The following is a 20,283-nucleotide window of genomic DNA, read 5'->3' as shown; positions in this document are numbered from 1 at the left end:
CCTACTATCCATAGGCTTATAAACAATAAGTTTAAGCTTATAACAAGAGAATGGAGTCCGTGATGATCCCGCTGGATCGCATCCTGATCAGTAGCCTGCTGTTATGTTCAGCAGGTGCAGTTCACGCCGCAGATGGCCAGAAAATCTTCAGCCAGGGTGGGCAGAACCCCGCCGCCATGGCGTGCCTGGGGTGCCATGGTGCCGACGGCAAGGGCATGGCCGCCGCCGGTTTTCCGCGCCTGGCCGGGTTGCCGGCCGCCTACCTGAGCAAGCAATTGCACGATTTCCGTGACGGCAGTCGCAAGAACCCGATCATGGAACCCCTGGCCAAGGCCCTCAGCGATGAGGAGGTCCAGGCGGTCACTGCCACGTTGGCGGCCATGCCCGCAGACCCTGTGGCCGATACCCGACGGCAACAGATGGCGACCGATGCCACCGAAAAACTGGCCCTGTACGGCGACTGGAGCCGCCAGCTGCCAGGGTGTGTGCAATGCCACGGCCCGGGGGGCGCCGGGGTGGGCAACCACTTTCCGCCGCTGGCCCATCAGCCTGCCGCCTATCTGGTGGCGCAGCTCAATGCCTGGCGCGACGGCAGTCGCCACAATGATCCGAACCAACTGATGGCGGGCGTGGCCAAGGCCATGAGCGATGAGGAGATCAAAGCGGTGGCCAACTACTTTGCCAGCCCCGCCAGCCAGGGAGGCAAACCATGAACCTGATGACCTTCGCAGCCTTGTCCCTGGCCCTGGGCAGCGCCCAGGCCGCCCCCATTGCCATGGACGACCAGTCGCAACTGCAGGTGTCGGCTGCGGGCAGCGCGCCGACCTTCGTTCCGCCGGCTGAAAGCGAACTGCCGGACAATGCGTTTGGCAAGATGGTTCGCGAGGGGCACGCGCTGTTCGTTGACACCCGTCGCCTGATGCCGGACAAGGTCGGCAACGGCCTGAACTGCAGCAACTGCCACCTGGACCAGGGCCGCCTGGGCAATTCAGCGCCGCTCTGGGGGGCGTACCCCATGTACCCGGCGTATCGCAAGAAAAATGACAAGGTCAACACCTTTGCCGAACGTATCCAGGGCTGCTTCCAGTTCAGCATGAACGGCACGCCACCGGCCGCCGACAGCCCGCAGATGACGGCGCTGTCGGTCTATGCCTACTGGCTGGCGAGCAAGGCGCCCATTGGTGTGGAAGCGCCGGGGCGGGGCTATCCCGAGGTGTCGCAGCCAGCGCAAGGCTATGACTTCAAGCGGGGCGAGCAGGTCTACCAGCAGCAATGTGCGATCTGTCATGGCGCCGAAGGCCAGGGCCAGAAAGTGGCCCAGGACTATGTGATGCCGCCACTCTGGGGCAAGGAGTCGTACAACTGGGGGGCCGGGATGCACCGGATCAACACCGCCGCCTCCTTTATCAAGTACAACATGCCCCTGGGCAAGCCCGGCAGCCTGAGCGACCAGCAGGCCTGGGATGTCGCCGCGTTCATCAACCGCCATGAGCGGCCCCAGGACCCGCGCCTGGTGGACGGCTCGGTCGAGAAAACCCGCCTCAAGTACCACGTCAACGACGGGATCAATCTCTACGGGCAGACGCTCGATGGCGTGCTGATCGGGAAGGGGGCCGGCAAATAGCGCCAGCGTAATCGGCGCACGCTACTGTCTTTGTGGGAGCAGGTCGCACCGCCGCTCCTACAGAGACATCCGTTCGATCAGCGCCCACAGGCGCGCATCCTCGAAATCCGCCACCACCAACTGCGCCCCGGCCTCAAGCAGGGCTTCGGGCGCCTGGCTGGTGGACAGGCCGACGGTGAAGATTCCGGCGCGGCTGGCGGCGGTCACTCCCGGTACCGAATCCTCGAAAGCCAGGGCGTGGGCCGGCGAGGCCTGCAGGCGTTCAAGACCGGTGAGATAGGGCAAGGGGTCGGGCTTGGCCCGGGGCAGCTCCTCGGCCACCAGCACGTGTTCGAAACGCCCATCCAGGCCCATGGCCCCTAGCATGTGCACGGCATTGGCCCGTGGGGCGTTGGTGACCACGGCCATGCCGATACCGCGCTGCTCGGCATGGGCGAGCAGGCGCAGCAGCCCGGCGGTGGGCTCGAGGGTGGGCGACAGGGCGCGAAAGCGCGCTTCCTTGCGATCGGCGAACAGCCGGTGCTCGGCTACCGGGCGGTCGGGGAACAGGTAGCGGCACAGCTCGGCGTTGGCCCGGCCGCTGATGTGGGCGTCGAACTGTGCTTCGGTCAGCTCCCGGCCGTCTTCGCGCAACAGCTGTTGCATGGCCAGCAGGTGGAGCCTGTCGGTATCGGTCAGGGTTCCGTCGAGGTCGAACAGCAGGGCTTCAAGCATTGCGGGTATCCAGGCAGGGGCCGCTGATCATAACCCGATCGAGGGGGCTGGTCAGTGTGCGCAGAAAAGAGTACAAATGTACTCCATGAACAGATTATCGCCCAAACGCAACGCCATCCTCGCCTTCATCCGCGAGCGCATCGCCGACCATGGCCAGCCACCGAGCCTGGCCGATATCGCCACGGCCTTCGGCTTTGCCTCGCGCAGCGTGGCGCGCAAGCATATCCAGGCCCTGTGCGAGGCCGGTTTCATCGAGGTCACGCCCAACCAGGCGCGAGGCATTCGCCTGGCCGGGGCGCTGCGCCGGCCCGAGGTACTGGAGATTCCGGTGCTGGGCCAGGTGGCGGCCGGCCGGCCGATCGGGCCGGACGTCGATATCCATGAGCAACTGATGCTCGATGCGCACTTGTTCAGCCGCTCGCCCGACTACCTGCTCAAGGTGCGCGGCGACTCGATGATCGATGACGGCATCCTTGACGGCGACCTGGTCGGCATCCGCCAGCAGGCCGAGGCCCGTGACGGGCAGATCATCGTCGCCCGCCTCGACGGCGAGGTGACCATCAAGCGCTTCGAGCGACTCGGCACCGGGCAGTACCGTCTGCTGCCGCGCAACCCGGCCTATGCGCCGATCGAGGTCGGCCCCGGCCATGACTTCGTCATCGAAGGCGTGTTTTGTGGCCTGGTGAGGCGCGGCTGATGGGCGCGGTACTCAGCCTCGACGGCCTGCTGGACCAGCAGCGGGTCTGGAAGGGCCGTCCCCAGGCGCGGCCCCAGGGCCTGCAGCCCACCGGCCATGCGGCGCTGGATGCGGCACTGCCGGGCGGGGGCTGGCCAGCCGGCGCGCTGACCGAGTTGTTGCTGGCCGCCGAAGGCTGTGGCGAGCTGCAGTTGCTCTGGCCGAGTCTGGCGCGGCTGACCGCCAGCGGCGAGCGGGTGGTGCTGGTCACGCCGCCGTTCATTCCCTACGCACCGGCCTGGCAGGCCGCCGGCGTCGACCTGCGCCAGCTGAGCCTGGTGCAGGCGGCGCCGGCCGAGGTGCTCTGGGCTGCCGAGCAGTGCCTGCGCTCGGGCAGCTGTGGTGCGGTGCTGTGCTGGCCGCACAAGGCTGACGACCGTGCCTTGCGCCGTTTGCAGGTGGCCGCCGAAAGCGGCCAGACCCTGGCCTTTGCCTGCCGCCCGCAGCAAGCGGCGCTCAACCCTTCGCCAGCGGCGTTGCGCATTGCCGTGGATGCGCGCCCGGCCCAGTGGCGGGTGCTCAAGTGCCGTGGCGGCCTTGCCCCGGCCGCGCCGATTGCCTGCCCCGGGCGAGGCTGATGGGCCATGCTCTGGGCCTGTATCCTGCTGCCGCAGCTGGCGCTCGACGCCGTGCTGCGTGGCCGCGACGACCCCGACGCGCCGCTGGTGCTGCTCAGCGGCCCGGCCCAGCGCCGGGTGCTGCAGGCGGTCAACCCGGCTGCGGCGGCCCTTGGCCTGCGCGCCGGCCAACCACTGACCACGGCCCAGTCGCTGGCCGGGCACTTCACCTGCGTCGAGCATGACCCGGCGGCCATCGAGCCGTTGCAGCAACTGCTCGCCGCCTGGGCCTATCGTTTCAGTTCCCAGGTCAGCCTGCACTACCCGCGGGTGCTGCTCTTGGAGGTCGAATCCAGCCTGGGCCTGTTCGGGCCCTGGCCTGCGTTCGAGGCACGCCTGCGCGCCGAGCTCCGGGCCTTGGGCTTTCGTCACCGTATTGTCCTGGCCAGCAACCCGGTGGCGGCGCGCATGCTCGCCAACTGTCACGATGGTCTGGCGCTCGATAGCCCGGAGCAGACCCGCGCCGCCCTCGAACAGTTGCCCATCGAACGGGTCGGCCTGCCGGCGGAAGCGGCCAGCGCCTTTGCGCGCATGGGCCTGTGCCGGCTCGGCCAGGTCATGGCGCTGCCACGCGAGGCCCTGGCCCGGCGCTTTGCCGCCGCGGTGCAGCTGCACCTGGATCGCCTATTGGGCGTGCGACCGATGGCCTTGGCGTTCTACCTGCCGCCCGATCGTTTCGATGCCCGCCTGGAGCTGAACTTCGATGTCGAGTCGCACCAGGCCCTGCTGTTTCCGCTGCGCCGGCTGATCAACGACCTGGCCGCCTTCCTGGCCGGTCGCGACTGCGGCGTGCAACGCTTTACCCTGCACCTGGAGCACGCCGAGGGGCCGGATACCTGCGTGGTGGTCGGCCTGCTGGCGGCCGAGCGTGACCCGCTGATGCTCTTCGAACTGGCCCGTGGACGCCTTGAACAACTGCAACTGGGCGCACCGGTGCGTAACCTGCGTCTGCTGGCCGACGACCTGCCGGCCTTCGTGCCGCAGCACAGCGAACTGTTCGACCCGCGCCCGCAGCAGAACCAACCCTGGGAGCAACTGCGCGAACGCTTGCGTGCACGCCTGGGCGATGGCGCGGTGCGCAGCCTGGCGGCCGAGGCCGATCACCGCCCCGAGTGCGCCTGGCGCCTGGACGGCGTGTCGAAGCCCGCGCCGACCCTGACGGCGCCGCGTCCGGGCTGGCTGCTGGCCGAGCCCCAGGCCTTGCCCGGGGTGGGCGTGACGCTGCTGGCCGGCGCCGAGCGGATCGAATCCGGCTGGTGGGATGGCGGCGATGTGCGCCGCGATTACTACCGGGTGCAAACCCCGGCCGGGCTGTACGCCTGGGCCTACCGCAACCTCGGTGAGGACGGCCCGTTGTGGCTGCAGGGGTGGTTCGCATGAGCACGCCCCAGGGGTACGCCGAGCTGCACTGCCTGTCGAACTTCAGCTTCCAGCGCGGCGCCTCCAGCGCCCGGGAGCTGTTCGAACGTGCCCGCCAGCAGGGCTACCGGGCCCTGGCGATCACCGACGAGTGCACCCTGGCCGGCATCGTCCGCGCCTGGCAGGCGGCCAGGGCGGTGGAATTGCCACTGATCGTCGGCAGCGAAGTGTGTCTGCACGACGGCCCCAAGCTGGTGCTGCTGGTCCAGGACCTGGCCGGCTACCAGCAGCTGTGCCGGCTGATCACCCTGGGCCGGCGACGGGCGCAGAAGGGCGCCTACCGGTTGCTGCGCGAGGACTTCGATGCACCGTTGGACGGCCTGCTGGCCTTGTGGCTGCCCGAGGGTGACGAGCAGGACCTGGCCACGGGCGGCTGGCTGCGCGAGCGCTTCGCCGAACGCCTGTGGCTGGCTGTGGAACTGCACCGCGGCGCCGACGACGGGCTGCAGTTGCAGCAACGGCTGAGCCTGGCCGCCGACCTCGGCATCCCGGCGGTGGCCGCCGGTGACGTGCACATGCATGCCCGGGGCCGACGCGCCCTGCAGGACAGCATGACCGCCATCCGCTATCACTGCACCGTGGCCGAGGCCGGGCAGCGTCTGTTCGCCAATGGCGAACGTCACCTGCGCCCCCTGGCGCAGCTGGCCGAGCTGTACCCGCCGGCCTTGCTCGAAGAAACCCTGCGCATCGCCGCACGTTGCCGTTTCGACCTGAGCCAGTTGCGCTACCAGTACCCCCGCGAACTGGTGCCCGCAGGCCAGACCGCCACGGCCTGGCTACGCCACCTGTGCGAGCAGGGGCAAGGCTGGCGCTGGCCCGGGGGGATCGAGCAGAAGGCGCGCGATGCCCTGGAACATGAGCTGGCGCTGATTGCCGAGCTGAACTACGAGAGTTACTTCCTCACGGTCCACGACATCGTCAACTTTGCCCGGGGCCAGGGCATCCTCTGCCAGGGGCGCGGTTCGGCGGCCAACTCGGTGGTGTGCTACGTGCTGGGCATCACCGAGCTGGACCCGATGCGCAGTCACCTGTTGTTCGAGCGCTTCCTGTCCCGCGAGCGTGATGAACCTCCGGACATCGACGTCGACTTCGAACATGAGCGTCGCGAAGAAGTCCTGCAGTACGTGTTCAGCCGCTACGGTCGCCACCGTGCGGCCCTGACCGCCGTGGCCAGCACCTACCATGCCGCTGGTGCGGTGCGCGACATCGCCCGGGTGTTGGGCCTGCCGGTGGCGCAGATCAATGCCCTGGCCGACTGCTGCGGGCGCTGGAGCGATCGCCTGCCGCCGGTCGAGCAATTGCGAGAAGCCGGCTTCGACCCAGGCAGCCCCTTGCTGCGCCGGGTGCTGGCGCTGACCGGCGAGCTGATCGGCTTTCCCCGGCACCTGTCCCAGCACCCGGGCGGCTTCGTGATTTCCGAGCAGCCGCTGGACTGCCTGGTGCCGGTGGAGAACGCCGCCATGGACGGGCGTACGGTGATCCAGTGGGACAAGGACGACCTCGACCTGGTCGGCCTGCTCAAGGTCGATATCCTTGCCCTGGGCATGCTCAGTGCCTTGCGCCGTTGTTTCGATCTCCTGTACCGCCATCGTGGTCGGGAGCTGACCCTGGCGAAGATCCCGGCCGACTGCGCCGCCACCTATGAAATGATCGGCCGCGCCGACACCGTCGGCGTGTTCCAGATCGAATCGCGGGCGCAGATGGCCATGCTGCCGCGGCTCAAACCGAAGAACTTCTACGACCTGGTGATCGAAGTGGCCATCGTCCGCCCCGGGCCGATCCAGGGTGACATGGTCCACCCTTACCTGCGTCGGCGGCAGCAGCTGGAGCCGGTGAGCTACCCGTCACCGGCCCTGAAAAAGGTTTTCGAGCGCACCCTGGGCGTGCCGCTGTTCCAGGAACAGGTGATGGAACTGGCCATGGTCGCGGGCGGTTATTCGGCGGGCGAGGCCGACCAGTTGCGCCGGGCCATGGCCGCCTGGAAGCGCCACGGCGGCCTGGAGCCGCACCGCGAGCGGCTGATCCGTGGCATGCTCGACAACGACTACAGCCTTGAATTCGCCGAGCGCATCTTCGAGCAGATCAAGGGCTTTGGCAGCTATGGCTTTCCCGAGTCCCATGCCGCCAGCTTCGCCTTGCTGACCTACGCCAGTTGCTGGCTCAAGTGCCATGAACCGGCGATCTTCGCCTGCGCGCTGATCAACAGCTGGCCCATGGGCTTCTACAGCCCCGACCAGATCCTTCAGGATGCCCGCCGGCATCGCATCGAGATCCGTCCGGTGGATGCCTGCCACAGCGACTGGGACTGCAGCCTGGAGCCGGGGGCAGGGCAGGCCCTGGCCCTGCGCCTGGGCCTGCGACAGATCCGCGGCTTTCGAGAGGCCGATGCCCGGCGCATCGAGCAGGCCCGTGGCGAGCAAGGCTGGCGCGATGTCAGCGACCTGTGCCTGCGCGCGCAACTCGATGCCCGCGCCCGCGAACTGCTGGCCGATGCCGGCGCCCTGCGTGGGCTGGCCAGCGACCGTTACCGGGCACGCTGGAGCGTGGCGGCGGTGCAGGCGCAGTTGCCGTTGTTCGCCGGTATCGAGGCCCCGCAAGAGGCGCCGGTCGACTTGCCGCAACCGACGGTCGCGCAAGACCTGTTCGCCGATTACGCCAGTGTCGGCACCACCCTGGGTCCCCATCCGCTGACCCTGCTGCGCCGCCGTCTCGATGTCCTGGGCTGCCGTAGCTCCCGGGCGCTGGAAGCGGCAGAGCATGGCGACAAAGTCAGCGTGGCGGGCCTGGTGACGGGGCGCCAGCGCCCGGGGACGGCCAGCGGAGTGACCTTCGTGACCCTTGAGGATGAGTTTGGCAATGTCAACGTGGTGGTCTGGCGCGACCTGGCCGAGCGTCAGCGGCGGGCCCTGGTGGGGGCGAGGTTGATGCGGGTGAGCGGGCGGCTTGAGAGTGAGAGCGGGGTGCGTCACCTGATTGCCCAACGCCTGGAGGATCTCAGCGAATTGCTTCAGGGGCTGGATGTGCGCAGCAGGGATTTCCACTGAAGAGCGGGCTGCTGTGCAGCCCATCGCCGGCGCTGCCGGCTCCCACAATGATTCTCGGTATCTCCCGGTTGTTGTGGGAGCTGGCGAAGCCTGCGATGGGACCAGAATCAGACCATCGCCAGCGCCTGCTTGCGCGTAGGCGCCGGGAAGGCCCGGTCGATGGCACGCAAATCTTCACTGCTGAGCGTCAGGCTGGCCGCCGCGGCATTGCGGCGCACATGCTCGGGATCCACGGCCTTGGGAATGGCGATGACGTCGGCCTGGCGGGTGACCCAGGCCAGGCTGACCTGGGCCGCAGTGGCGCCGTGCCGCTCGGCGATTTCCATCAGGGTCGGGTGCTTGAGCAGGCGGCCGGCCTGGGCCAGCGGGCAATAGGCCATGGTCGGCAACTGGCGTTGCCGGCTCCAGGGCAGCAGGTCGAATTCGATGCCGCGCTGGGCCGGGTTGTACAGCACCTGGTTGGTGGCGCAGTCGGGGTTGTGCAGTTCACGCAGGTCGTCGACATCGAAGTTCGAAACGCCCCAGCGGCCGATCTTGCCCGCCTCGCGCAAGCGTTCGAAGGCATCGACGGTTTCTTCCAGCGGATACTGGCCACGCCAGTGCAGCAGGTACAGGTCGATGTAGTCGGTGCCCAGGCGTTTGAGGCTGCGTTCACAAGCGGCAGGCACGCCCTTGCGGCTGGCGTTGTGGGGGTAGACCTTGCTGACCAGGAACACCTGCTCGCGACGCCCGGCAATGGCCTGGCCCACCACCTGCTCGGCGCCGCCTTCGGCATACATCTCGGCGGTGTCGATCAGGCTCAGGCCCAGCTCGATGCCCTGCTGCAGGGCGGCCACCTCGCGGCTGCGCTGGCCCGGGTCTTCGCCCATGTACCAGGTGCCCTGGCCGATGGCCGGGACCGTTTTGTCGGCAAACTTCACTGTACGCATGTCACCTCCTGGGATCGGGTATGTTCCTGCAGCACCTCGAGCAGCGCCTGGGCTGCTGCCGAAAGTTTATGGTCGGCCAGCAGGCTGACGCCAATGCGCCGTTCGATGCGTGGCTCGACCAGGGTCACGCAGCGCGCGCCGAGTTCTTCCATCTGGCCGATGCACAGGGCCGGCACCGCACTGACCCCCAGGCCGTTGGCGACCATGCGGCCGATGGTCGACAACTGGTGGCTCTCGAAGGCCACCGCCAGCTTGCCATGTTCGGCCGCCAGGTGCTGCTCCAGCAAAAGACGCACCGCCGACGGCCGTTGCAGGGCGATGAAGTCCTCGGCCAGCAGTTCACGCCAACTGACCTGGGCCTGGCTGGCCAGGGGCGAATCGGCCGGCACCACGGCAACGAAGCGGTCCAGGTACAGCGGCTTGAACAGCATCGGTTCGCTGGCCTCGGGCTCGAAGCCGATGCCCAGTTCCACCCGGCGATGGCGCACCAGTTCCAGTACCTGTTCGTTGATCACGTCGTGCACCGTGACGTTGACCCGCGGGTAGCGCTGGCGGAAGACCTTGAGCGCCGCCGGCAGCAGGTTGCCGGCATAGGCCGGCATGGCGGCGATGGACACCCGCCCCAACTGCAGGGTGAAGCGCTGGCGCAACAGCTCCTCGGTGTTTTCCCAGTCGGCCAGCAGTTGCCGGGCCAGCGGCAGCAGCACCTCGCCCTCGGGGGTCAGGCTGACGCTGCGGGTGGTGCGGCTGAGCAGGGCGCCGCCGAGGTTGTCTTCCAGGCCCTTGATGGTCAGGCTCAGGGCCGGCTGCGACAGGTGCAGGTACTCACCGGCCTGGGCGAAGCTCTGGAATTTGGCAACGGCGACGAAGGCGCGCAACTGTTTGACGTTCATCGGCTTGGCTCTATTCTTTTGAAAAGCAAATCAAATGATCATAAAAACAAAATTAACAAATAAGTTTAACGGGGTGAAGATGGCGCAAACGCTCGCCGACACCCCTGTCGGTTCAACAACTACAAAAGGCGGATCAGCATGGCCGGACTGGACAAGCGCGTAGCAACCTATGAACAGGCTCTTGAAGGCCTGACCGACAACATGACGGTACTGGCCGGTGGTTTCGGCCTGTGCGGCATCCCGGAAAACCTCATCAACGAAATCAAGCGTCGTGGCGTCAAGGGCCTGACCGTGGTCTCCAACAACTGCGGCGTCGACGGCTTCGGCCTGGGCGTGCTGCTCGAAGATCACCAGATCCGCAAGATGGTCGCCTCCTACGTGGGCGAGAACGCCGAGTTCGAGCGCCAACTGCTCAGCGGCGAGCTGGAAGTGGAACTCACCCCGCAAGGCACCCTGGCCGAGAAAATGCGCGCCGGCGGCGCCGGCATCCCGGCCTTCTTCACCGCCACCGGCTACGGCACCCCGGTAGCCGAAGGCAAGGAAGTGCGCGAGTTCAATGGCCGCAAGTACATCCTCGAAGAAGCCATCACCGGCGACTTTGCCATCGTCAAGGGCTGGAAGGCCGACCATTACGGCAACGTGGTGTACCGCAACACCGCGCAGAACTTCAACCCGCTGGCCGCCACCGCCGGCAAGATCACCGTGGTCGAGGTCGAAGAGATCGTCGAGCCGGGTGTGCTGCTGCCCACCGAGATCCACACCCCGGGTATCTATGTCGACCGGGTGATCGTCGGCACCTTCGAGAAGCGCATCGAAAAGCGCACCGTCAAGGCCTGAGCCATCCCCAACAGAACAACAAAGAGATCCTGACCATGGCACTTACCCGCGAACAAATGGCCCAGCGCGTCGCCCGCGAACTCAAGGACGGCTACTACGTCAACCTCGGCATCGGCATTCCGACCCTGGTGGCCAACTACGTCCCGGCCGATATGGACGTGATGCTGCAATCGGAAAACGGCCTGCTGGGCATGGGTGAATTCCCGACCGAAGGGCAGCTGGACGCCGACATGATCAACGCCGGCAAGCAGACCGTGACCGCCCGTCGTGGCGCGTCGATCTTCAGCTCGGCCGAATCCTTCGCCATGATCCGTGGCGGTCACGTCGACCTCACCGTACTCGGCGCCTTCGAAGTGGACGTGGAAGGCAACATCGCCTCGTGGATGATCCCCGGCAAACTGGTCAAGGGCATGGGCGGCGCCATGGACCTGGTCGCGGGTGCCGACAACATCATTGTCACCATGACCCACGCCTCCAAGGACGGCGAGTCCAAGCTGCTGACGCGTTGCAGCCTGCCGCTGACCGGCGCCGGCTGCATCCGCAAGGTGCTGACCGACCTTGCTTACCTTGAGATCGAGAACGGCGCCTTCATCCTGCGCGAGACCGCGCCTGGGGTGTCGGTTGAGGAAATCATCGAGAAGACCGCTGGCAAGCTGATCGTGGCGGACGACGTTAAAGAAATGACGTTCTAAACACGCCTTTTGGGGCCTCATCGCGGGGCAAGCCCGCTCCTACAGGGAACCACGCATTCCTTGTAGGAGCGGGCTTGCCCCGCGATGAGGCCTTTGTCGTTTCAAATAAAACCAATAAAAGGAAGTTCCTCGTGGCCGCTGAAATCCAAGACAGCCGCTCAGCCCGCTTTGCCCTGCGTTGCTCGAACTGGGCCGAACGCTGGTTCCCCGATTCCTGGGTGTTCGCCGCCCTGGCGGTGGTGCTGGTGTCCGTCGCCGCCCTGGCCATGGGCGCCAAGCCCCTGGACACCGCCAAGGCCTTTGGCGACGGTTTCTGGAGCCTGATTCCCTTCACCATGCAAATGGCCTTCGTGGTCATCGGCGGTTATGTGGTGGCCAGTTCGCCACCGGCGGTCAAACTGATCGACCGCCTGGCGCGCCTGCCGAAAAATGGTCGCTCGGCGGTGTGCTGGGTGGCGCTGATCTCGATGCTGGCGTCCTTGCTCAACTGGGGCCTGTCGCTGGTGTTCGGCGGCCTGCTGGTGCGTGCCCTGGCGCGTCGCAGCGACCTGAAAATGGACTACCGCGCCGCCGGCGCCGCCGCTTACCTGGGCCTTGGCGCCGTCTGGGCCCTGGGCCTGTCGTCCTCGGCCGCGCAGTTGCAAGCCAACCCGGCCAGCCTGCCGCCGTCGATCCTGGCGATCACCGGGGTGATCCCGTTCACCGATACCATCTTTCTCTGGCAGTCCGGGGTGATGCTCGCCGCGTTGGTGGTGGTGTCTCTGGTGGTGGCTTACGCTACTGCGCCGGGGCCGGGCAGTGCCCGCAGCGCCGAAGCCTGTGGGGTCGACCCGAGCTTCTCGGCGCCACCGCCGCCGCAGCGCACGCGGCCGGGCGAGTGGCTGGAATACAGCCCGATCCTGACCTTGCTGCTGGTGGTGCTGGCGGGCGGTTGGTTGTACAACGAGTTCGCCACCAAGCCTGCGATCCTGGCGATTTCCGGGCTCAATACCTACAACCTGTTGTTCATCATGCTCGGTGCCTTGCTGCACTGGCGCCCGCGCAGCTTCCTCGATGCGGTGGGCCGCGCCGTGCCGACCACCACCGGGGTGCTGATCCAGTTCCCGCTGTATGGCTCGATCGCCGCGATCCTCACCCAGGTCAAGGGCGTGGATGCGCAGACCCTGGCCCACCACATTTCCACCTTCTTCGTGCAGATCGCCTCCCACGACACCTATGCGTTGCTGATGGGGGTGTATTCGGCGGTGCTGGGCTTCTTCATCCCGTCGGGTGGAGGCAAGTGGATCATTGAAGCGCCGTACGTGATGCTGGTGGCCAATGACCTGCAGTACCACCTGGGCTGGGCGGTGCAGATCTACAACGCCGCCGAGGCGCTGCCGAACCTGATCAACCCGTTCTACATGCTGCCGCTGCTGGGTGTGCTGGGCCTGAAGGCGCGCGACCTGATCGGCTTCTCGTTCGTGCAGTTGCTGGTGCACATTCCGCTGGTGCTGGTCCTGCTCTGGGCCTTGGGCACCACGCTACAGTACGTGCCACCGGTGATGCCGACGCCGGCTGGCTGACGGTAGGAGCGGGCTTGCCCCGCGAATGCGGTGTGTCAATCACATCGCATTCGCGGGGCAAGCCCGCTCCTACAGAGGATCAACCCGGGATCATGGCAAAGCCGACGCCGAAGCGGTTCCAGGCGTTGATGGTGGCAATGGCCAGGGTCAGGTTGGCCACTTCGGCTTCGCTGAAGTGTTCGAGCAGGGCGCGGTACTGGTGCTCCGGTGCATGCAGGTCGGGCAGGCGGGTCAGGCTCTCGACCCAGGCCAGGGCGGCGCGCTCGCGGGGGGTGAAGTAGCTGGTTTCTTCCCAGACGCACAGGGTCTGCAGGCGCGCCTCGGTTTCCCCGGCCTTGCGCGCATCATTGGCATGCATATTGACGCAGTAGGCGCAGCCATTGATCTGCGAGGCGCGCAGGCGCACCAGCTCCAGCAGGGAGTTCTCAAGTCCCGACTTGGCCAGGACCATTTCCAGGCCGACCATGGCCTTGTAGGCTTCGGGTGCGTGTTTGGCCCATTCGATACGATTGCTCATCTTGCTCTCCTGTCAGTTCCGCATCAGGCGGTGATGGCGCTACCTTAGCGCCGTGCCTGCACAGGCCGAATAGCCAATTGCGTCATTTGCGTGGAGGCCAATCAGCCCAGGGTCTGCAAGGTGTCGCGCAAGCGGTCCAGGGCCGGGTCGATGTCCAGCAGGTCGATGGCGCCAAAGCCCAGGAGCAAGCCCTGGCGCACCGGGGCCTGGGCATAGAAGGGCGCCAGGGCGTACAGGCCGACCTCGACCTTGCGCGCCATGTCGATGACGAATTGTATGTCCAGGTCGCCCTTGGCCAGGGCGCTCAGGTGATAGCCGGCAGTGGCCGGAATCACCTCGAACCAGGGCGCCAGGTCACCCTGCAGGCGCTGGAGGATACGTTCGCGGCGGGCGGCATAGACCTCATGCACGCGGCGGATGTGCTTGAGCAGCGAGCCCTCGCTGATGAAGCGGGCCAGGGCCCACTGGTTGAGGGTCGGGGTGTGCCAGTCGCTCAGTTGCTTGGCGATGCACAGCGCCTCCAGCACGGCGGGCGGCACGATCGCATAGCCCAGGCGCAACTCCGGCAGCAGGGTCTTGGAGAAGGTCCCGACATAGGCCACCAGGCCATGGCGGTCCAGGCTCTGCAGCGAGTCGGTGGGCCGTCCCTGGTAACGGAACTCGCTGTCGTAGTCGTCTTCGATGACGATCGCCCCCAGCGCCGCCGCCCGCGCCAGCAGGGCCTCGCGCCGCGCCGGGCTCATGGGCATGCCCAGGGGGAACTGGTGCGAGGGGGTGACGTAGATCAGCCGGGTGCCGTCGGCGATCTGCTCCACGCACATGCCTTCATCATCCACCGGCACATACTGAAGGTCGGCGCCCTGGGCCAGGAACAGCTGGCGCGCCGGGGTGTAGCCGGGATCTTCCATGGCCACCCGGCACCCTGGCTCGATCAGCACCCGGGCGAGCAGGTCCAGGGCCTGCTGGGCACCATTGCACACCAGCACATCCTGGCTGGTGCAACGCACGCCGCGCGCGAAGGCGATATGCCGGGCGATGGCTTCGCGCAGCTCTGGCAGGCCCTGGTGGGCGGCGTAGCGGGCACTGCCCTGGCGAATCTGGCGCAGCGCGTACTGGTTGCAGCGGCGCCAGTCATCGAAGGGAAACTGCGTCTTGCTCGAGGCGCCGCCGATGAAGTCGTAGCGCAGGGTGCTGGCCGCCAGGTCCTTCATCAGGCTGGCACGCGAACGCCACTTGGCCAGGGTTGCGGCGCTGGCCAGGGGAATGTCCGGGGTCGGTGCGGCGGCGCGGGTCGGGGCCGGGGTGATGAAGGTGCCCTTGCCGACCTGGCCGCTGAGCAGGTTGTCGTAGGTCAGGCGCGAGTAGGCCTCGGCCACGGTCTTGCGGGAAACGCCCAGCTGTTCGGCCAACAGCCGGGTCGGCGGCAGCTGGGTGCCGGCGGCCAGGCGACCGCTGTCGATGCCGTCGCGCAGTTGCCGGTAGAGCTGTTCGGCCAGGCCTTTGCTGCCGTGCAGGCTGATGTGAAGTTCCATGAGGGTCCAGGCGCCAGTGTCTGACGTCGAGAGTACCCGATTTCCCGATAACCGTTGATCCCCTGGGCCGACGCCCCGGCCCAGGCGCGCCACACTTTAGAGGTCGGGGTTCTCCGGCACGTCGGCGAACCTCTTGCGCACACAGGAGCGTCGCCATGTACCTGCGAACTCTGTTGGCCCTCGGGCTGGTGTTGACTGCCTCTGCCCAGGCGTCCGAATCCGTCGCCGTGTACCACTACGGCATGCCGCTGGATATCGCCCGCGTCGTGCAGATGAGCGAGCCGGCCACCGAGCTCTGCGATGTGGTGCAGGCCCGCATGGTCTATATCGACTCGGCTGGCCAGCAGCACACCTTGCAGTACCTGAAGCTGGCTGAGGTCTGCAGCGACCAGGGTTAGTCCCAGGCCGGTGCCAGGCCTTGCGGGTCGGTCAGGCGCAGGCCGCTGTCGAGGGCCTGGATGCGGGCCATGTCCTGCTCGCTCAGCCTGAGATCGCGGGCCTTGAGGTTGCCAGCCAGGTTTTCGCGACGGGTCGAGGACGGGATCACCGCATAGCCCAGTTGCATGGCCCAGGCCAGGGTTACCTGTGCCGGGGTGGCGCCGTGCTGCGTGGCGATCGCCTGGATGACCGGATCCTGCAGGACCTTGCCATAACCCAGGGTCATGTAGGAGGTCACGGCAATGCCTTGCTCCTGCATGAAACCTACCAGCTTGCGGTTTTGCAGGTAGGGGTGCAGTTCGATCTGGTTGGTGGCGATGGCCGCCTTGCCGACCACCGCGATGGCCTGGCGCAGCAGGTCGATGGTGAAGTTGGACACGCCGATCTGGCGGGTCAGGCCCTGGTCGCGAGCTTCGGCCAGGGCACCCATGAACTCGCCGACCGGCACGGCGCTCTGGGGCGATGGCCAGTGGATCAGGGTCAGGTCCAGGTGGTCGGTGCGCATTTTGTGCAGGCTGTCCTTGAGGCTCGGGATCAGCTTGTCGGCGCCCAGGTTCTCGGTCCAGATCTTGCTGGTCAGGAACAGTTGATCGCGGGCCACGCCACTGGCGGCGATGGCCTGGCCGACCTCGGCCTCGTTACCGTAGATTTGTGCGGTATCGATGGCCCGGTAGCCGAGTTCCAGCGCCTGGGTGACCGAATCGATCACCACCTGGTCCTTGAGACGGAACGTACCGAGGCCGAGCAGGGGAATGGACATGGAGAGGCTCCTCGTGAAGGGCTGTTGAAGGTGAGGGCTGCAGTATTGCGACAGTGCTGTGTGGGAAACATCCCTGCGCCAGCACAACTTTTTTGCCTGTGCCGCACGAATCCTCCAAGCCAGATGATAGCCTTGCAGTGTCAGTCGCAATGGATCTGGTCATGACCCGGCACAAGCTCAGCATTCGTCAACGCAATGTTGACAACATCCTCCTGGCGGCCGAGCAGGTCTTTGCCGAAAAGGGCTTCGCCGGCACGGCCATGGCCGATATCGCCGAGGCGGCGCAACTGCCGCGCAGCAATGTGCATTACTACTTCAGCACCAAGGCCGAGCTGTACCAGGCGGTGTTGTTCGGCCTGCTGGACGTGTGGAAGCAGGACGCCTTGTGCTTCGAACTCTACGATGACCCGCGCATCGTGCTGTCCACCTACATCCGCGCCAAAATGAACCATTCGCGCACGCGGCCCTACGGCTCCAAGGTCTGGGCCAACGAGATCATCCACGGTGCCCCCAACCTCGGGGCTGCCCTGGACGATCCGTTGTATGACTGGGCGAAGATGAAAGAAGCCAAGATCCGCCAGTGGATCGACGACGGTCGCATCCTGGCGGTGGAGCCGTCGGGGCTGCTGTACATGATCTGGGCCTCGACCCAGCACTATGCCGACTTCAGCCACCAGGTCGGCTTGCTCAACGACCATCAGCCGCTCAGCGACCTGCAGTTCGAGCGGGCGGTGCAGACAGTGACCAGCGTGATTCTGCGCGGGATCGGCCTGGAGCCGTGATCGCCACTGATCCGTATTAATCCCGCCAACCTGAATCTGTAACCCAGTACACCCCGGCGCCATAGTAAGGGCCTCCGTGATGAGGTCCGAACCATGTATCAATATGACGAGTATGACCGTGCGCTGGTGTTCGAGCGCGTGGCGCAGTTTCGCGATCAGGTGCAGCGCTTCATGGCCGGCGAACTCAGTGAGGAAGAGTTCCTGCCCCTGCGCCTGCAAAATGGCCTGTACCTGCAAAAGCACGCCTACATGCTGCGCGTGGCCATTCCCTATGGCACCCTCGGCGCCCGCCAGCTGCGCACCCTGGCGCTGATCGCTCGCGAGTACGATCGCGGCTACGGCCATTTCACCACCCGCCAGAACATCCAGTTCAACTGGATCGAGCTGGCCCAGGTGCCGGACATCCTCCAGCGCCTGGCCGAGGTCGAGATGCATGCCATCCAGACCTCCGGCAACTGCGTGCGCAACATCACCACCGAGGCCTTCGCCGGGGTTGCGGCCGACGAGCTGCTCGACCCGCGTCCGCTGGCCGAGATCCTGCGCCAGTGGTCGACCATCAACCCGGAGTTCCTGTTCCTGCCGCGCAAGTTCAAGATCGCCATCTGCTCGGCCGTCGAGGACCGCGCGGCAATCATGATGCATGACATCGGCTTGTATCTGTACCGAGACGACCTGGGCCAGATGTGCCTGCGGGTGATGGTGGGCGGTGGGCTGGGGCGCACACCGATCCTCGGGCTGCAGATTCGCGAGGGCCTGCCATGGCAGCACCTGCTGTCCTATGTCGAGGCGATCCTGCGGGTGTACAACCGCCATGGCCGCCGCGACAACAAGTACAAGGCGCGGATCAAGATCCTGGTCAAGGCCCTGGGCATCGACGCCTTCGCCCGGGAAGTGGAGCAGGAGTGGCAGCACATCAAGGACGGCCCGGCGCAACTGACCGAGACCGAGTTCCAGCGCGTGGCCGCCGCCTTCGAGCCGCCGGCCTATGACAGTGTGGTCGACAGCGGCGTGGACTACGAAACCCACCTGGTCCAGGACCACGACTTCGCCCGCTGGGTGGCCTGCTGTGTCAAGCCGCACAAGGTCCCGGGCTATGCCAGCGTGGTGCTGTCGACCAAGCCCGGCGCGGCGTCGCCCCCTGGTGACCTGACCGCCGCGCAGATGGAGGCGGTGGCCGACTGGTCCGAGCAGTTCGGCTTCGGCGAAATCCGTATCGCCCACGAGCAGAACCTGATCCTGCCGGACGTGCGCAAGCAGGATCTGCACGCGCTCTGGCGCCTGGCCTGCGAGCGCGGCCTGGGCACCGCCAACATTGGCCTGCTGACCGACATCATCGCCTGTCCCGGCGGCGACTTCTGCGCCCTGGCCAATGCCAAGTCGATTCCGATCGCCCAGTCGATCCAGCGCTGCTTCGACGATCTGGATTACTTGCACGACCTGGGCGACCTGAGCCTGAACATCTCCGGCTGCATCAACGCCTGCGGGCACCACCATATCGGCAACATCGGCATCCTCGGCGTCGACAAGAACGGCAGCGAGTGGTACCAGGTGACCCTCGGCGGGGCCCAGGGCAAGGACAGCACCCTGGGCAAGGTGATCGGCCCGTCCTTCAGTGCCGCGCAGATCCCACAGGTGATCGAGCAGATCATCGCCACCTACTGCGCCTACCGCGAACTGGATGAGCCCTTTATCGACACCGTGCGCCGGGTCGGCCTGGAGCCGTTCAAGGAGCGGGTCTATGCCAGCCGTCCGCAGGAGCTGATATGCGTAATGTGATCGCCCTGCGTAACGCTGTGCCGACCTTGCTCGACGACGATGCCTGGCAACTGCTGCGCGACGGCGACCAGCCGTTGCCTGCAGGCCGGTTGCTGCTGCCACTCAAGGCCTGGCTGGAGTACCAGGGCCAACGGCCTGAAGGTCAGGACGGCTTGTGGCTGGGGCCCGATGACGAGATCGAGCCCCTGGCCCCGTTATTGGCGCACCTGCCGCTGATCGCCATCGACTTTCCCAGCTTTCGCGACGGTCGCGGCTACAGCCAGGCCTACCTGCTGCGCACGCGCCTGGGCTGGCAGGGCGAGTTGCGGGCTATTGGCGATGTGTTGCGCGACCAGCTCAGCCATATGCGCCAGTGCGGCTTCGACAGCTTTGCCGTGCGCGAGGACAAATGCGCCGAGGATGCCCTCAAGGGGCTGGCGGGCATGAGCGTGCTGTACGGGCGTTCGGTGATCGAGCCGCGGCCGTTGTTCCGTCGTCGCTAGCCCGCAGGTAGCGATAGCCGTTAGAGTGTGGGCCTATTTTTCGCTCAAGGCTTGGCTCATGACCGATCTCAGTGCATTCCCGATCACCCGCAAATGGCCCGCCCTTCACCCCGAACGGCTGCAGCTGTATTCGCTGCCCACGCCCAACGGGGTGAAGGTGTCGATCATGCTCGAAGAGATCGGCCTGGCCTATGAGGTGCACAAGGTCAGCTTCGACAGCAATGACCAACTGACCCCCGAATTCATCTCCCTGAGCGCCAACAACAAGATCCCGGCGATCCTCGATCCTGACGGCCCGGGCGGCAAGCCGTTGCCGTTGTTCGAGTCCGGGGCGATCCTGCTCTACCTGGCAGAGAAGACCGGCAAGCTGCTGCCGACGGAGCCGGCGCTGCGCTATGAAGCGATCCAGTGGCTGATGTTCCAGATGGGTGGGGTCGGGCCGATGTTCGGCCAGGTGGGCTTCTTCAATATCTTTGCCGGCAAGGACTACGAGGACAAGCGCCCGCGTGACCGCTACGTGGCCGAGTCGCGGCGCCTGCTCGGCGTGCTGGACAAGCGCCTCGAAGGGCGTGACTGGGTGATGGGCGAGTACAGCATCGTCGATATCGCCATCTGGCCGTGGGTGCGCAACCTGATTGTGCGCTATGACGCGGCCGAGCTGGTGGGCATTGCCGATTTCGCCAATGTGCAGCGGGTGCTGGAAGCCTTCCTGGCCCGGCCGGCGGTGCAACGTGGCCTGAAGATCCCGGGGTGAGGGTGGGGGCAATCGTCTTGATTGTCACTGTGTAGCCGCTGCCGCCAGGCTGCGATCGGCCGTGAAACGGCCGTAAATCTGTCCTGCTCCGCGCTGCAGGTCGTACGAGTTGACTGGAGAGCGGCCGCGTTGCGGCCGATCGCAGCCTGGCGGCTACAGGTGCCGTGTAGCCATA

Annotated in this window: 20 protein-coding genes; 14 read left to right on the top strand and 6 right to left on the bottom strand. The window is 66.2% G+C overall.

From position 1 onward, the window contains the following. Nucleotides 1-62 precede the first annotated feature (62 nt). Entirely contained in the window at nt 63-713 is a 651-nt protein-coding gene (locus ACIQUS_RS23745) for a c-type cytochrome (protein WP_403052379.1), read from the top strand. Then, nucleotides 710-1,624: a c-type cytochrome gene (locus ACIQUS_RS23740; protein WP_403052376.1), complete on the top strand. Its 915-nt coding sequence runs from the start codon at nt 710-712 to the stop codon at nt 1,622-1,624. The genes ACIQUS_RS23745 and ACIQUS_RS23740 overlap by 4 nt, the downstream gene beginning before the upstream one ends. A gap of 57 nt (nt 1,625-1,681) precedes the next feature. On the opposite strand, the gene ACIQUS_RS23735 is transcribed toward ACIQUS_RS23740, so the two are convergent. Then, nucleotides 1,682-2,338 carry an HAD family hydrolase gene (locus ACIQUS_RS23735; protein ID WP_403052373.1) on the bottom strand — a complete coding sequence of 219 codons (657 nt, stop codon included), beginning with the start codon at nt 2,336-2,338 and terminating at the stop codon, nt 1,682-1,684. 76 nt (nt 2,339-2,414) lie between these two features. Between ACIQUS_RS23735 and lexA the strand changes: the two genes are divergently transcribed. Genes lexA through ACIQUS_RS23715 form a run of 4 tightly spaced genes read left to right on the top strand, consistent with a single transcriptional unit; the run spans nt 2,415 to nt 8,154 of the window. Then, nucleotides 2,415-3,035, top strand: coding sequence for a transcriptional repressor LexA (lexA, locus tag ACIQUS_RS23730; protein WP_403052370.1), 621 nt, complete (start codon nt 2,415-2,417; stop codon nt 3,033-3,035). Then, nucleotides 3,035-3,652: a translesion DNA synthesis-associated protein ImuA gene (gene imuA / locus ACIQUS_RS23725; protein WP_403052367.1), complete on the top strand. Its 618-nt coding sequence runs from the start codon at nt 3,035-3,037 to the stop codon at nt 3,650-3,652. Before lexA ends, imuA begins: the two co-directional genes overlap by 1 nt. 6 nt (nt 3,653-3,658) lie before the next feature. Next, nucleotides 3,659-5,071, top strand: a complete 1,413-nt coding sequence (locus ACIQUS_RS23720; protein WP_403052364.1) for a Y-family DNA polymerase — start codon at nt 3,659-3,661, stop codon at nt 5,069-5,071. Continuing rightward, nucleotides 5,047-8,154: an error-prone DNA polymerase gene (locus tag ACIQUS_RS23715; protein WP_403052361.1), complete on the top strand. Its 3,108-nt coding sequence runs from the start codon at nt 5,047-5,049 to the stop codon at nt 8,152-8,154. Before ACIQUS_RS23720 ends, ACIQUS_RS23715 begins: the two co-directional genes overlap by 25 nt. A gap of 107 nt (nt 8,155-8,261) precedes the next feature. On the opposite strand, the gene ACIQUS_RS23710 is transcribed toward ACIQUS_RS23715, so the two are convergent. Next, nucleotides 8,262-9,083 (bottom strand): aldo/keto reductase, encoded by an 822-nt coding sequence (locus ACIQUS_RS23710; RefSeq protein WP_403052358.1) that lies wholly within the window; start codon nt 9,081-9,083, stop codon nt 8,262-8,264. Beyond that, nucleotides 9,071-9,976: a LysR substrate-binding domain-containing protein gene (locus ACIQUS_RS23705; RefSeq protein ID WP_403052355.1), complete on the bottom strand. Its 906-nt coding sequence runs from the start codon at nt 9,974-9,976 to the stop codon at nt 9,071-9,073. The genes ACIQUS_RS23710 and ACIQUS_RS23705 overlap by 13 nt, the downstream gene beginning before the upstream one ends. Nucleotides 9,977-10,114: 138 nt before the next feature. Between ACIQUS_RS23705 and ACIQUS_RS23700 the strand changes: the two genes are divergently transcribed. The 3 genes from ACIQUS_RS23700 (at nt 10,115) to ACIQUS_RS23690 (ending at nt 13,067) form a co-directional block, all read left to right on the top strand. Beyond that, entirely contained in the window at nt 10,115-10,813 is a 699-nt protein-coding gene (locus tag ACIQUS_RS23700; protein ID WP_285864227.1) for a CoA transferase subunit A, read from the top strand. Between the two features lie 35 nt (nt 10,814-10,848). After that, entirely contained in the window at nt 10,849-11,505 is a 657-nt protein-coding gene (locus ACIQUS_RS23695; protein WP_403052351.1) for a CoA transferase subunit B, read from the top strand. Between the two features lie 131 nt (nt 11,506-11,636). Then, complete coding sequence (locus ACIQUS_RS23690; protein ID WP_403052348.1) at nt 11,637-13,067, top strand: short-chain fatty acid transporter; 1,431 nt, start codon at nt 11,637-11,639, stop codon at nt 13,065-13,067. Nucleotides 13,068-13,146: 79 nt separating this feature from the next. Here ACIQUS_RS23690 and ACIQUS_RS23685 read toward each other — a convergent pair whose 3' ends face one another. After that, nucleotides 13,147-13,584, bottom strand: coding sequence for a carboxymuconolactone decarboxylase family protein (locus ACIQUS_RS23685; protein ID WP_403052346.1), 438 nt, complete (start codon nt 13,582-13,584; stop codon nt 13,147-13,149). A gap of 101 nt (nt 13,585-13,685) precedes the next feature. Beyond that, a complete protein-coding gene (locus tag ACIQUS_RS23680; protein ID WP_403052343.1) occupies nt 13,686-15,116 on the bottom strand; it encodes a PLP-dependent aminotransferase family protein in 1,431 nt (476 codons plus the stop codon). A 155-nt stretch (nt 15,117-15,271) separates the two neighbouring features. Here ACIQUS_RS23680 and ACIQUS_RS23675 point away from each other — a divergent pair, with 155 nt between their 5' ends. Beyond that, nucleotides 15,272-15,514, top strand: coding sequence for a DUF2790 domain-containing protein (locus ACIQUS_RS23675; protein ID WP_403052340.1), 243 nt, complete (start codon nt 15,272-15,274; stop codon nt 15,512-15,514). Here ACIQUS_RS23675 and dkgB read toward each other — a convergent pair. Further along, nucleotides 15,511-16,314, bottom strand: a complete 804-nt coding sequence (dkgB, locus tag ACIQUS_RS23670; RefSeq protein ID WP_403052337.1) for a 2,5-didehydrogluconate reductase DkgB — start codon at nt 16,312-16,314, stop codon at nt 15,511-15,513. The two genes, ACIQUS_RS23675 and dkgB, sit on opposite strands and share 4 nt — an antisense overlap. A 161-nt stretch (nt 16,315-16,475) precedes the next feature. Between dkgB and ACIQUS_RS23665 the strand changes: the two genes are divergently transcribed. The 4 genes from ACIQUS_RS23665 (at nt 16,476) to ACIQUS_RS23650 (ending at nt 20,108) form a co-directional block, all read left to right on the top strand. Next, complete coding sequence (locus tag ACIQUS_RS23665; protein ID WP_285863864.1) at nt 16,476-17,096, top strand: TetR/AcrR family transcriptional regulator; 621 nt, start codon at nt 16,476-16,478, stop codon at nt 17,094-17,096. Between the two features lie 93 nt (nt 17,097-17,189). Continuing rightward, nucleotides 17,190-18,872, top strand: a complete 1,683-nt coding sequence (locus ACIQUS_RS23660) for a nitrite/sulfite reductase (RefSeq protein WP_403052333.1) — start codon at nt 17,190-17,192, stop codon at nt 18,870-18,872. Continuing rightward, nucleotides 18,860-19,354 carry a DUF934 domain-containing protein gene (locus tag ACIQUS_RS23655; RefSeq protein WP_403052330.1) on the top strand — a complete coding sequence of 165 codons (495 nt, stop codon included), beginning with the start codon at nt 18,860-18,862 and terminating at the stop codon, nt 19,352-19,354. The genes ACIQUS_RS23660 and ACIQUS_RS23655 overlap by 13 nt, the downstream gene beginning before the upstream one ends. A 58-nt stretch (nt 19,355-19,412) precedes the next feature. Further along, nucleotides 19,413-20,108 (top strand): glutathione S-transferase N-terminal domain-containing protein, encoded by a 696-nt coding sequence (locus ACIQUS_RS23650; RefSeq protein WP_403052327.1) that lies wholly within the window; start codon nt 19,413-19,415, stop codon nt 20,106-20,108. Nucleotides 20,109-20,283 lie beyond the last annotated feature (175 nt).

The organism is Pseudomonas sp. NPDC090755 (genome assembly GCF_044769005.1).
Taxonomy (GTDB): Bacteria; Pseudomonadota; Gammaproteobacteria; order Pseudomonadales; family Pseudomonadaceae; genus Aquipseudomonas.
This window is presented reverse-complemented; position numbering and strand designations above follow the sequence as displayed.